This window comes from Salipiger pallidus, from assembly GCF_014643635.1.
GTDB lineage: Bacteria > Pseudomonadota > Alphaproteobacteria > Rhodobacterales > Rhodobacteraceae > Salipiger > Salipiger pallidus.
In genome coordinates this window covers 1-13,062 of record NZ_BMJV01000008.1, presented here as the reverse complement: position 1 = coordinate 13,062, position 13,062 = coordinate 1, and the positions used below count along the sequence as shown (strand labels likewise).

The following is a 13,062-nucleotide window of genomic DNA, read 5'->3' as shown; positions in this document are numbered from 1 at the left end:
GCCCTAGCTCTCGTCTGGCTCCATGGGGGCGGCGGCGAAGTCGAAATCGAACTCGCCGCCCTCTGCCCCTCCAAGCCCCTCGGCATCGAAGCTGAAATCGCCCATATCGAATTCCGGCGACGGCAGATCCGGCAGCCCGACCATCATGTCCGCGGGGGCCATTTCCCCGGCCCCTTCGGGCGCAGGTTCGGGGTCGGGCATCATCGCAGGTGCTGCGGCGATCGCAGCCGGGGCGGCAAGGTCATCCTGTGCGGCCGCCGCGTCCATGAAATCAAGGGGCGGCGAAGCCTGCGGTGGCTCTGCCGCTTCGGGCCACATCAGACGCACGGCGCGCATGCCGTTCATCTGGCCAAGCCGCCCCCCCGCGACCGCATCCCCCGACCCGGCAATGAATTCCACCACGTCCAGTGCTTCGGGAGGTAGCGGAATGAGATCGCCGGGCTTGAGCTTCTGCGCCTCGCTCAGCGGCAGGCTGACGGAACAAAGCACCGCGTTCATCTGCACCGGCAATAACTTGAGCTCGCGTTCATGCGGCCCGGGCGCATCGGCCGACGCGCCTGCGGCTTCTGCACTGTCGGTGTTGGGCCGTTCTGGCAGGATGATCAGCATCTCGCCCTTGCGGCGACCCAGCGCGAGGTCGATGGACACACGGAGCGTCCGATAGCTGGATGCGTCCAACAGCAGGCCGGCGGTACGCGCATCCTCGACCATGGCGCCGAATCTGTAGCCACTGAACTGCGGACGCAGCGGATGCCCGTCTAGATACCGTTCGAACCGTTCCAGCGTGCCGTCCAGCAGCGGCGCCATCATCGCCGCATCCGTCTGCGTCAGGGGGCGGTTCTCCACCGGCATCTGGGTGACCTGAAGGATGGTCTGCACCTCGATCATGCCGGTCATCAGTTCACGATCGATCATCGCGATACCAAGGCCGCCATCAGACCCATCAAGCAAAAGCAAAAGATGGTTCGGTGGCAGCATGTCGACCACGCCGTCCTGGTCGGCCATCTCTTGGCTGACGCCGTGCGTCACGAGCGCGAGATCCCACAGGACGTCGGCGGTGCGCGATAGCGCGCGGCGCAGGGCCTTGGTCGGCGACATCGCGCGTGCCTCGAACGCACGCCGCGCGGCGCTGGCCTTCTGGCCCAGTACATCATCCTGTCTGAGGGGATCTCCCATGGATACTCTTGCCTGTTTCCCGGCGAACTCGGCCCCCTGTATGGGGCGATAAGGTTACCAAGCGCTTTAAGGCAGACGGCATTCTGCAACGCAGCGCCCTACTGTGCTGCCATGGCGAGGTCAGCGGGCAGCACCACACGGAACGCGGCCCCGCCCTGCCCAGGCAAGTACGAGATCCCGCCGCCGAGCCGGGTCATGATCTGCCGACAGATCGCCAGCCCCAGCCCGGCGCCGCCTGCCTTCTGATCACTGATACGGCTAAACTTCTCGAAGATCACATCCTGCGCCTCGGGCGTGATTCCCGATCCGTTGTCGATGAAATCCACGATCAGCCGCTGATCGTGCCGCACGCGGATCTCGAGCCGGGGGGCCTCCGCGTCGCAGTATTTCCTCGCATTTGCCACGAGGTTTATGAAAACCTGGCTCAGCCGGTCGAGGTCGGTGTTGAGCATCACCTGCTCCGCAGCAGCATCGCGCACGATGCGCAGCCGCGCGCCCTGTTCGTCCGCCGCAGCCGCCGCGACGGCGCGATCGAGCACCTCGGACAGCAGCCCTTCGCGCAGGTTGAGGTTCACCTGTCCATTCTCGAGCACCGACAGGTCCAGCAGGTCATCTAGCAGCCGGGTCAGGCGGATCGCCTCGTCGTGGATGATCGAGGCGTAACGGGACTTGTCCTGCCGGGCGAGGCCTTCGGCATCGCGCAGGATCTCGGAGAAGGCGCGGATCGAGGTCATGGGGGTGCGCAGCTCGTGGCTGATCTGGCTGAGGAAAGCGTCCTTCTGTACCGACAGACGCGTGAGCTTAGCGTTTGCCTCGCGCAGTTGGGCGGCGGTGCGGGCCAGCTCCTGAGACTGCGCCTCAAGCCGGGCGGAGTATTCCATGAGCTGTGCGGTCTCGTCCGCCACGGCCATCAGGTCCTCGACCGACACCGACATGCCGCCGACGATCTGCCCCACCATGGCATGGGCCGTCGCTGCGCCCACCGACCCCGCCAGTTCGCGCTCGAGCGCACCAAGGAACCCCGGCGTGGGCGCGGGCAGGCTGCCTGACGCGCCCTGCCGCTCGGCCTCGCGTTCGAACAGGGCACGGGCGTCGGCGGCCCCGAGGATGCGCTGCGCCATGATCATCAGGTCCTCGGTTTCCGCCACCCGGCCGGTCCAGCTGCGCGGGGCGGTGGAATGTTCGAAGACGTTGATGAACTGTGCCCCCTGAAGGCGCTCCAGCGGGCCGGGGAAGCTTGCGAGCGAGGCCAGCACGAAGCCCAGCGCATTGAGCGCCAGCGACCAGAACACCGCGTGCAGCAGCGGGTCCACGCCGCTGATCCCGAACAGCGCCGTGGGCCGCAGCCAACCGATGCCAAAGGGGCCGTCCAGCAGCCACGCATCGGGCATGATCACGCCGGCCCCGACGCTGGGCAGCAGCAGCGTGTAGCCCCAGCAGCCAAAGCCCAGTGTCAGCCCGGTCAGCGCCCCCACCCGCGAGCCTCCTCGCCAGAAGATGCCGCCCAGCATGGCCGGCAGCACCTGCGCCACCCCCGCAAAGCTAACGAGGCCGATCTCAGAAAGGGCCTCGCCGCCGCCGGAGAGGCGGTAATAGAGGTACCCCAGCATCACCACGCCGATGATCGACAACCGCCGCGCCAGCAGGACCACGTGGCGCACATCGCCCGAGACCATGGCCCCCCCCCCTGCAAGGCGCAGCCACAGGGGCATCACCACGTGGTTCGACACCATGGTCGACAGGGCAATGGCGGCAACGATGACCATGGACGTGGCCGAGCTGAACCCCCCGAGGAAGGACAGCACCGCCAGCCCGTCGCGCCCTTCGGCAAGCGGCACGGTGAGCACGAAGAGGTCGGGGTTCGACCCCTCCGGCAACCGTTCAAGCCCGGTGACGGCGATGGGCACCACGAAGAGGCTCATGAGCCCAAGGTAGAGGGGGAAGGCCCAGCTTGCGGTGCGCAGGTGGCTTTCGTCGTCGTTCTCGACGACCAGCACCTGGAAGATGCGCGGCAGGCACAGGAACGCCGCCGCCGACAGCATCATCAGCCCCGCCCAGCGCCCGCCATCGATCTGCCAGTCGCCAAGGCTCGAGGCGTCGATACGTTCGAGCGTGCCCGAGATGCCGCCCGACAGGCCCCAGACCACGAAGACCCCCACCGCGAGCAGGGCAAAGAGCTTGACCACCGCCTCGACCGCGATGGCCATGACCACGCCGTTGTGCCGCTCGTTCGCATCGAGGTTGCGGGTGCCGAAGATCACCGTGAACAGCGCCAGCCCCGCCGCCACCCAAAGCGCGGTGTGGCCGTCTTCTTCGCCCCGTGTCAGATCGCCAACGCCGAAGACCTCGAAGCTGAGGGTCACGGACTGAAGCTGCAGCGCGATATAGGGTGTGGTCCCCACCACGGCGAGGATGGTCACCCCCACCGCCAGCAGGTTGGACTTGCCGTAGCGCGACGAGATGAGGTCGGCCACCGAGGTGATGCGCTGCGAGCGGCCGATCCGCACCAGCTTGCGCAGGATCCACCACCAGCCCACAAGCACCAGCGACGGGCCCAGGTAGATGGTGAGGTACTCGAACCCAGTGCGCACCGCGCTGCCGACGGCGCCGTAGAAGGTCCAGGCAGTGCAGTAGATCGACAGAGACAGGGTGTAGACCATGGGCGAGCGCAGCCAACGCGCGTAGCCTCGCAGCGCTGCCCGTTCGGCCGCGAAGGCCACCGCGAAGAGGAACAGCGCGTAAAGGCTGCACACCGCGACAAGGGTGTTAAGCATGGTCATGGGCGCGTGCCCTGCCTGCCACCTGTTGGCGCAAGATGTTTGGGCTCCGAGCGGCCCGGTTCATGATCTGCAAGCCCATGATCCCGTCGCCCCGGATCTTCCGCAATGCAATCTCCTGCCCCCGGTCCCGTTGGCTCTATATCTTCCGGCCTCGGATCGACGGCCCCATGCTGTGTCTGTCCCCGAGCGTCCCGCCCGGTGGGAGGTTCAGCGGGATGCACAGTAGAGTGCCCGGCGGCATCCTGCGCCCGGCCATCGGTTTCGCGGGCATGGGCCGACAGGCGCAGGGAGAGGCCCAGAGCGCCCAGCACCAGCACCGCCCAGACGCCGAAGAGATAGAGGATCGCGCTCGAGGACCGGACCGCTTCGCCGCCGTCCGCCTCCGGCCAGAGCAGCGGCACCAGCCAGCCCACCAGACCGATGAAGGGCAACACCCGCACCGCATCGACCATCCGGCGGCGGCGGTAGGAGTGCCGCTCGAGAAAGACCGGAGGCCGCCCCCGGCGCGGTTCGTCCTCGTCCGTCATGCGGCTCCGGCCATGAGGGCGCGCACCTGTTCGAGCATCTCGGCGTTCGAGAACGGCTTGCGCATGAAGGCGGACACTCCGGCCCGCTCGGCCATCTCCCGGTCGCGGGTCTGGCCCCGGGCGGTCAGCATCAGGACAGGCAAGGTAGCGGTGGCGGGATCTTCGCGCAGCTCGCGCAGGATGTCGTAGCCGCTCTTGCCCGGCAGCATGACGTCGAGGATCAGAAGGTCCGGCAGGGCTTGGCGCAGCTTGTCATTGGCCGTTGCCCCGTCGGAATGGGTCTCCACCGCCAGCCCCTCGCGCGACAGGATGAAGCTGATCGCTTCGATAATGTTCGGCTCATCCTCGATCAGCAACACGCGTTTGGACGTGCTCGACATCGCGCTCCCTTCCCTTCGCAAGGGCGCAGCCCCGACGAAAATCCTCCCACGGGAATGTTATCGCCAAACCCGGGGCGAGTGTCAAAACATCATGACCACCGCCCCGCAATGCCTGCCGCGTTCTGCCTGATCTGGGCCGTCTGGCCCTAGAACCCCTGCTCGCCTGCATCCCCAAGCAGCGAAGGCTCGCGCCGCGCCGGACAGTTGCTGCGCGGGCAGATGCGGCAGGTGATCCCCACCTCCTCGGCCCCCTCCCCGCCGGCGCGGGTGGGGAAGATCAGCATATGTGCCTCAAACACCGGCTCACGGTTGATCTGTGGCGGCCCCGAGGGCTGGGCAAAGGCGATGGCATCCACCGCCCCGCTCTGGCGTCCTGCCGCGTGCAGGCCGCGGCTGAGCACCGACATCGGGCGCGACAGGGCCGCGAACAGCGGCCAGAGCGGGCAATCCGCCCCGAAGCGCGGGATCGGAAAATCGGGCAGAGGGCGGCGGTAGGTGAACACCCCCGACGCATCGCAGATGGCAAGCCCCACCGGCCCGCAGGCCGCCCCGGAGGGCAGGCTCGCCAGCCTCCGCATGGCCCGCGCGGGATCCGTGCCGAAGCGTTCTGCCAAGGCCAGCGGATCGGTGCCCGTGGTCTTCACCGCCTCCATCACCGGCCCCAGCGGCATTGCTGCGGCATCCGCAGCATAGCGCTGGAAGGCCCGGCGCAGCAGCGCACGGGCTGTGGGGGACATGGCGGTGCCCAGCTCTTCTGCGGCCTCTTCGGGCGCGCGCCCTTCGTCGAGCGCGGCGATGTGGTAGTCTGCCGCTTCGAGCAGGGCCTCGACTTCTTCCTGCGGCGTGCCGCTTTTCGCCGCCGCCTCGCCTTCGGCCTCGAGGTAGGATGCCAGTGAACGGCTGCTTTCGGCAAGCCGAGCACTGTCCTCGTAGATGTTGCGGTGGAAACGGCGCTGCCATTCGGGGTCGATATCGCCCGGCTCGGCCAGGATCGACGCGGCGGAGCGGATCGCCGTCACCGTCGACAGCATCTCGTGCAGCGCGTCCGCGAGCTGGGGGTCATGCGCCAGGCGGTCGGTGAGCGCCTCGACGCTGCGCTCCAGCGTCTCAATCCGGCTGCGGCTGTCCGCCAGAAGCCGTGCCCAACCGGGGAAGCGGCCCGCAAATTCATCCAGCCGGTCGATCTCGGCTCCGCTGGCGGGCGCGGTCAGCGCCGCCTCGCGCAATCCGGCGATGAGCGCGGCCTCGGCCCCTTCAGTCAGCGAAGACGGCTCGACCCCAAGAATCTCGGCCAGATCCAGCAGCAGCTTTCCGCCGATTCTGCGCCGATTGTGCTCGATGAGGTTAAGGTAAGAGGCCGAGATTTCAGCCCGCCGCGCCAGTTCCGCCTGCTTCAAGCCAAGGATCACCCGCCGTTCGCGGATGCGGGTGCCTGTCAACGTATCGCGAGCCATTCAGCGCTTTTCCCGTCGTTTCAACGTCTTTCCGCGGCGCAACATAAATTCATTTACAGAATACCACGGGGCACAGTTCAGTTCTTCACAAAAATATCTTTTCCTGATGCGCGGTTGTTGCGCAATTTTCAATGCCCACAAATACTGAGTTTGCACGGACCCGTTACCGGATCCGTCCCTCAGGCAGCAAAGGGAAGAGGAGCCCGTTGCCGCCGCTTCGGAAAATTTGGGAGGAACTTCATGTCCAAGACGATTCTGTCTCGTCGAGGGTTGCTGAGGACTGGTGCCATCGCTGGCGCTGGTCTGGCGGTACCGACGATCTTCACCGCAAGCTCGGCCCGCGCTTTCACCAACGCCCCCTCGGGAGGGGCAGTGACGCTGGGCTTCAACGTGCCACAGACCGGCCCCTATGCCGACGAGGGCGCCGACGAGCTGCGTGCCTACGAGCTGGCGGTCGAACACCTCAACGGTGGTGGCGACGGGGGGATGCTCGGCACCTTCTCGTCTAAAGCGCTCGAGGGCACCGGCATCAACGGTCACAAGGTCGAATACGTCACCGGCGACACGCAGACGAAATCCGACGCCGCCCGCGCCTCGGCCAAGTCGATGATCGAGAAGGACGGCGCGATCATGATCACGGGCGGCTCGTCGTCGGGCGTCGCCGTTGCCGTGCAGGGCCTTTGCCAAGAGGCGGGCGTGATCTTCATGGCCGGCCTCACCCATTCCAACGACACCACAGGCAAGGACAAGAAGGCCAACGGCTTCCGCCACTTCTTCAACGCCTACATGTCCGGCGCGGCGCTGGCACCGGTGCTGGGCGACCAGTACGGCACCGACCGCAAGGCTTACCACCTCACGGCCGATTACACCTGGGGCTGGACGCAGGAAGAATCCATCAAGGCCGCTACAGAAGCGCTTGGCTGGGAGACGGTGGAAACCGTCAAGACCCCCCTCGCACAGACCGATTTCTCGTCCTACATCGCGCCGGTCCTGAACTCGGGCGCGGACGTGCTTATCCTGAACCACTACGGCGGCAACATGGTCAACTCGCTGACCAATGCCGTGCAGTTCGGCCTGCGTGAAAAGCAGGTGAACGGCAAGCAGTTCGAGATCGTGGTGCCGCTGTTCTCGCGTCTCATGGCGCGCGGGGCGGGGGAGAACGTCAAGGGAATCCTCGGCTCGACCAACTGGCACTGGTCGCTTCAGGACGAGGGCAGCAAGGCGTTCGTCAAGAGCTTTGGCACCAAGTACGGCTTCCCGCCCAGCCAGGCGGCGCACACCTGCTATGTGCAGACGCTGCTTTACGCGGACGCGGTGCAACGGGCAGGCAGCTTCGATCCCTGCGCTGTCGCCGAGGCGCTCGAGGGCTACGAGTTCGACGGGCTCGGCAACGGCCCCACGCTCTACCGCGCCGAGGATCACCAGTGCTTCAAGGACGTGCTCGTGGTGCGCGGCAAGGAGAACCCGACATCGGAATTCGACCTGCTCGAGGTGGTCCAAGTGACCCCCCGCGGGCAGGTGGAATACGCCCCCGACCACCCGATGTTCGCGGGCGGTGCGCTGGGGTCGTGCAACTCCGGCGCCTGATCCAGGCCCGACGTTTCCAGGCAGACGGCGGCGCGTGACCCGCGCCGCCCATCGCTCCAGCCCTTCCGGCCCCGCCGGAAGGGCATGGCATCCGTTTGACCGATCAAGCCGCGATCAAAGGCAGGACCATGGACGCAATCATCCTTCAAATTCTCAACGGGCTGGACAAGGGATCGGCCTATGCGCTGATCGCGCTCGGGCTCACGCTGATCTTCGGCACGCTCGGCGTTGTCAACTTCGCCCATGGCGCGCTGTTCATGATCGGGGCCTTCTGCGCCGTCACCTTCAGCCGCCTGCTCACCCTGTCACACCAGGTGGTGGACGAAACCCGCACGGATTTCCTCGGCAACCCGCTCAAGGTCGACGTGCCCTACATGCACGACCTCTTCGGAGAGGGCACGGGTGCCGCAATCATCGACTGGGCGGTGCCGCTGTCGATCCTGTTCTCGATCCCCGTCATGATCGCCATCGGCGTCATCATGGAACGCGGCCTCATCAAGCATTTCTACAAGCGCCCCCATGCGGACCAGATCCTTGTCACCTTCGGCCTCGCCATCGTGCTGCAGGAGGTCATCAAGCAGGTCTTCGGCGCCAACCCGATCCCCACCCCCGCGCCCGAGGTGTTCCGCGGCTCACTGGATTTCGGGGTGCTGCTGGGCTTTGATCCCAACGCGATCATCTACCCCTACTGGCGGCTCGTGTACTTCGGTTTCGCCGCCGTGATCATCGGCGCGGTCTTTGCCTTCCTGCAGTTCACCACCTTCGGCATGGTGGTCCGTGCCGGCATGGCCGACCGTGAGACCGTGGGCCTCCTGGGCATCAACATCGACAAGCGCTTCACCATCATGTTCGGTCTGGCGGCCGCCGTCGCGGGCCTTGCCGGGGTCATGTACGCGCCGATCAATTCACCCAACTACCACATGGGCATGGACTTCCTCGTGCTGTCCTTCGTGGTCGTGGTGGTCGGCGGCATGGGGTCATTGCCCGGCGCGGTTCTGGCGGGTTTTCTGCTGGGTATTCTCGAAAGCTTCGCTTCGATGAACGAGGTGAAATCCATCCTCCCCGGCATCGACCAGATCATCATCTACCTCGTCGCCATCATCATTCTGCTGACCCGTCCCCGAGGCCTCATGGGCCGCAAGGGCGTGATGGAGGACTAAGCCCATGCTCAAGCTCGGCAAGAAAGACTTTACCCTCTTCCTCGTGGTGGCGGTGCTCGCGATCTTCGCGCCGTTCATCCTCAACCCCTTCCCCACGGACAGCGCCATGGCGCAGTTCAACGCGGGCTACCCGGACCTGATGCAGCGCTTCGTGATCTTCGGGATCCTCGCCATCGGGTTCAACATCCTCTTCGGCCTCACCGGCTACCTATCGTTCGGCCACGCCGCCTTTCTCGGGGTCGGCAGCTATTCGGCGGTGTGGATGTTCAAGCTGCTGAGCATGAACGTCATCCCGGCAATCGTGCTGTCGATGATCGTCTCGGGCCTCTTTGCGGTGGTCATCGGATATGTCTCGCTCCGGCGGTCGGGTATCTACTTCTCGATCCTCACGCTGGCCTTCGCCCAGATGAGCTACAACCTCGCCTACTCGGTGCTTACCCCCATCACCAACGGCGAAACCGGGCTGCAGATCACCCTCGACGATCCCCGCATCCTTGGCATCACGGCCACGGCGGACGGAGGCATTCCGGTCACAAACCTGTTCGGCCTCGAGATGCGCAGCTTCGAGACATGGAACGTCGGGCCTTGGGCCTTCCAGTTCTCGGTCGGCTACTACGTCGCCGCGATCATCATGCTGGTGTCCTTCTACGTGGCAATCCGCATCTTCCGCTCACCCTTTGGGATGATGCTGCGGGCGATCAAGTCGAACCAGAACCGCCTCTACTACACCGGCCTCAACGCGCGGCCCTACACACTCGCCGCCTTCGTGATCTCGGGGATGTACGCGGGGCTGGCCGGCGGGTTGCTGGCCTGCATGGACCCGCTGGCCGGGGCCGAGCGGATGCAATGGACCGCCTCGGGCGAAGTGGTGCTGATGACCATCCTCGGCGGCGCGGGCACCCTGATCGGCCCGGTGCTGGGCGCGGGCTTCATCAAGTATTTCGAGAACATCTTCTCGAAGATCAACGATCAGGTGGTGCATGGCTGGGTTTCCTTCCTGCCCGACGGGCTAGAGGATGTCGTCGTCGCCATCATCCATCCCTTCGTCGGCAAGGGCTGGCACCTGACGCTGGGCCTGCTGTTCATGCTGATCGTCATCTTCCTGCCCGGCGGGCTGGTAGAAGGCGGCAAGCGGATCTCGGCCCTGGTGTCGAGCCGCCGCAACCACAACGCGGGCGATGCCGAGGCACAAGCTGCCCGGCAGCAGCCCCCGGCAGAATAAGGAGAGCGTGATGGGCATTCTCGAAGTCAAGGACGTGGGCAAACGCTTCGGCGGCTTGCAGGCACTGTCGGACGTGACCCTGTCAGTACAGGAGAACACCGTGCACGCGATCATCGGGCCGAACGGTGCAGGCAAGTCGACGCTGCTCAACTGCCTCGTGGGCAAGCTGATCCCGGACACCGGGTCGGTGATGTTCGACGGCCAGTCGGTACTGGGGCGCAAACCCTTTGAGATCAACCAGATGGGGATTTCCCGCGTATTCCAGACCCCCGAGATCTTCGGCGATCTTACGGTGATGGAGAACATGATGATCCCGCTTTTCGCCAAGCGTGACGGGATTTTCCGGCTGCATGCGATGCGGTCGGTCGGATCCGAGGGTGATCTCATCACCCGCGCCGAGGAGATGCTGGCGGACGTCAACATGCTCGACAAGCGAAACATGCATTCGGCGTCGATGTCCAGGGGGGACAAGCGGCGGCTCGAGATGGCCATGTGCCTCGTGCAGGAGCCGCGGCTGCTACTGCTGGACGAGCCCACCGCCGGCATGGCGCGCGCGGACACCAACAACACCATCGACCTGCTCAAGGAGATCAAGGCCAAGCGCCCTATCACCATGTGCATCATCGAACACGACATGCACGTGGTGTTCTCGCTGGCCGACCGGATCACCGTGCTGGCCCAGGGCACCCCTCTGGTCGAGGATGTGCCCGAGAAGATCAAGGGCCATCCCAAGGTGCAGGAAGCCTACCTCGGCGAACACGCCTGACCGCTCCAACGCGGCCCCGGACCTGTTTCGGGGCCTCCAGCCACGACGTCCCCGATCAAGTCAGGGACAGGAGGATCACGAAGATGAACGTCAGACCGGATTTTTCCAAGAACGCCAACCACGCGGAAACCGCGCCCGCCTTCCTGTCGGTGTGGGACATGCACTCTTACTACGGCGAAAGCTACATCGTGCAGGGCATCAGCTTCAACGTGCACGAGGGTGAGATCCTGGCCCTTCTGGGCCGCAATGGCGCGGGAAAGACCACGACGCTGCGCTCGATCGCCCGGATGGACAGCCCACAGGTGAACAAGGGTGAGATCTGGCTCGACCACCAGCCGCTGCACCGCATGTGCTCCTATCAGGCGGCGATGGCGGGGCTTGGTCTCGTGCCCGAGGACCGTTGCATCATTCCCGGTCTCACGGTCGAGGAGAACCTGCAACTTGCTCAGATCGCCCCACCTATCGGCTGGTCCATCGACCGTCTCTACGATCTCTTCCCCCGCCTCGGCGAACGGCGCAAGCAGGAGGGTATTACCCTCTCGGGCGGCGAGCAGCAGATGCTGTCCATTGCCCGGGCGCTGGCGCGGGACATCAAGGTGCTCCTGCTCGATGAGCCCTACGAGGGCCTCGCCCCTGTGATCGTGGACGAAATCGAAAAGACCCTGCGCCACATCAAACAGCAGGGCATGACAACGATCCTCGTGGAACAGAACGCCGTGCGTGCGCTGCAGCTGGCGGACCGCGCGATCATCCTCGACACCGGCTCCATTGTCTACGACGGCAGTGCCGCCGAGGTACTTGAGAACGCCGAGCTGCGGGCAGAATACCTCGCGATCTGAATGGGTTGCCGCTGCGGGCCTACCAGGGCCCGCAGTACCGGCGAAAGATGTGCAATATTTCAGCGCCCGCTGCTGAAACATTCCACCAAATGCCTATTGCCTTCCCCTTGCCCGGCGTTTCCTATTGCCCTCAAGTTCCGAGGAGGAGGATTTCCAGATGACAGACACCACCTATCCGCCGAGCGCCGATTTCGCGGCAGACGCCCTTGTCGGTGCCGAGCAGTATGACGAGATGTACGCGCGCTCGATCAGCGATCCGGACGGGTTCTGGGCCGAGCAGGCGCAGCGGCTCGAATGGATGGCGCGGCCGACGAAGATCAAGGACACCTGCTTCGACTTCGGCAAGGTCGACATCAAGTGGTTCGAGGACGGCGTGCTCAACGTCGCCTACAACTGCATCGACCGCCACCTCGCCACCCGCGCCGACCAGACCGCCATCATCTTCGAGCCCGACAATCCCGAAGATCCGGCCCGCCACATCACCTATGCCGAGCTTTACGACAAGGTGAACCGCATGGCCAACGTCCTGCTCAGCCAGGGCGTCATGCGCGGTGATCGCGTCGTCATCTACCTGCCGATGATCCCCGAGGCCGCCTATGCCATGCTGGCCTGCGCGCGCATCGGGGCCATCCACTCCATCGTCTTCGCCGGCTTCTCGCCGGACGCGCTGGCCAACCGGATCAACGATTGCGGCGCCAAGATCGTCATCACCGCCGACACCGCCCCCCGGGGCGGGCGCCGCACCGCGCTCAAGTCCAACACCGACGCAGCCCTCCTGCACTGCTCGGACAAGGTGCGCTGCCTCGTGGTCAAGCACACCGGTGACCAGACCAGCTGGATCGACGGCCGTGACGTCGACCTCAACTACCTCATGGAGCACGCGGCCCCCGACTGCCCGCCCCGCCCCATGAACGCCGAAGACCCTCTGTTCATCCTCTACACCTCGGGCTCCACCGGAAAGCCCAAGGGGGTTGTGCACTCAAGTGGTGGATATTTGGTTTACGCCGCCCTCACCCACGAGATCGTCTTCGATTACCACGAAGGCGACGTCTACTGGTGCTCCGCTGACGTGGGCTGGGTGACGGGCCATTCCTACATTGTTTACGGGCCCTTGGCGAACGGCGCCACGACCCTGATGTTCGAGGGCGTGCCCACCTATCCGGACGCCAGC

11 protein-coding genes are annotated in these 13,062 nt (G+C 65.3%); 6 read left to right on the top strand and 5 right to left on the bottom strand.

The window, feature by feature from the left end; all coding sequences use genetic code 11:
* Positions 1-3 precede the first annotated feature (3 nt).
* The 5 genes from IEX41_RS17105 to IEX41_RS17085 form a co-directional block, all read right to left on the bottom strand.
* A complete protein-coding gene (locus tag IEX41_RS17105; protein WP_188791540.1) occupies positions 4-1,176 on the bottom strand; it encodes a flagellar motor switch protein FliM in 1,173 nt (390 codons plus the stop codon).
* A 98-nt stretch (positions 1,177-1,274) separates the two neighbouring features.
* Positions 1,275-3,956, bottom strand: coding sequence for an ATP-binding protein (locus IEX41_RS17100; RefSeq protein ID WP_188791539.1), 2,682 nt, complete (start codon positions 3,954-3,956; stop codon positions 1,275-1,277).
* The gene (locus IEX41_RS21780; protein ID WP_308421515.1) at positions 3,953-4,483 is read right to left on the bottom strand and encodes a hypothetical protein; all 531 of its coding nucleotides are present in this window, start codon (positions 4,481-4,483) and stop codon (positions 3,953-3,955) included. Before IEX41_RS21780 ends, IEX41_RS17100 begins: the two co-directional genes overlap by 4 nt.
* Positions 4,480-4,863, bottom strand: coding sequence for a response regulator transcription factor (locus IEX41_RS17090; protein WP_188791538.1), 384 nt, complete (start codon positions 4,861-4,863; stop codon positions 4,480-4,482). The genes IEX41_RS21780 and IEX41_RS17090 overlap by 4 nt, the downstream gene beginning before the upstream one ends.
* A 146-nt stretch (positions 4,864-5,009) precedes the next feature.
* Positions 5,010-6,317, bottom strand: a complete 1,308-nt coding sequence (locus IEX41_RS17085; protein ID WP_188791537.1) for a helix-turn-helix domain-containing protein — start codon at positions 6,315-6,317, stop codon at positions 5,010-5,012.
* 240 nt (positions 6,318-6,557) lie between these two features.
* On the opposite strand from IEX41_RS17085, the gene IEX41_RS17080 reads away from it, so the two are divergent.
* From IEX41_RS17080 to IEX41_RS17055, 6 genes are all read left to right on the top strand, one after another.
* Complete coding sequence (locus IEX41_RS17080; protein ID WP_188791536.1) at positions 6,558-7,904, top strand: substrate-binding protein; 1,347 nt, start codon at positions 6,558-6,560, stop codon at positions 7,902-7,904.
* A gap of 128 nt (positions 7,905-8,032) precedes the next feature.
* Positions 8,033-9,064, top strand: a complete 1,032-nt coding sequence (locus IEX41_RS17075) for a branched-chain amino acid ABC transporter permease (RefSeq protein WP_188791535.1) — start codon at positions 8,033-8,035, stop codon at positions 9,062-9,064.
* Positions 9,065-9,068: 4 nt separating this feature from the next.
* Positions 9,069-10,286 carry a branched-chain amino acid ABC transporter permease gene (locus tag IEX41_RS17070; protein ID WP_188791534.1) on the top strand — a complete coding sequence of 406 codons (1,218 nt, stop codon included), beginning with the start codon at positions 9,069-9,071 and terminating at the stop codon, positions 10,284-10,286.
* 10 nt (positions 10,287-10,296) lie between these two features.
* Positions 10,297-11,052: an ABC transporter ATP-binding protein gene (locus IEX41_RS17065; RefSeq protein ID WP_188791533.1), complete on the top strand. Its 756-nt coding sequence runs from the start codon at positions 10,297-10,299 to the stop codon at positions 11,050-11,052.
* 83 nt (positions 11,053-11,135) lie between these two features.
* Entirely contained in the window at positions 11,136-11,891 is a 756-nt protein-coding gene (locus IEX41_RS17060; RefSeq protein WP_188791532.1) for an ABC transporter ATP-binding protein, read from the top strand.
* Positions 11,892-12,048: 157 nt separating this feature from the next.
* Positions 12,049-13,062 (top strand): AMP-binding protein (locus tag IEX41_RS17055; protein WP_188791531.1); only part of this gene is annotated, 1,014 nt, incomplete at its 3' end.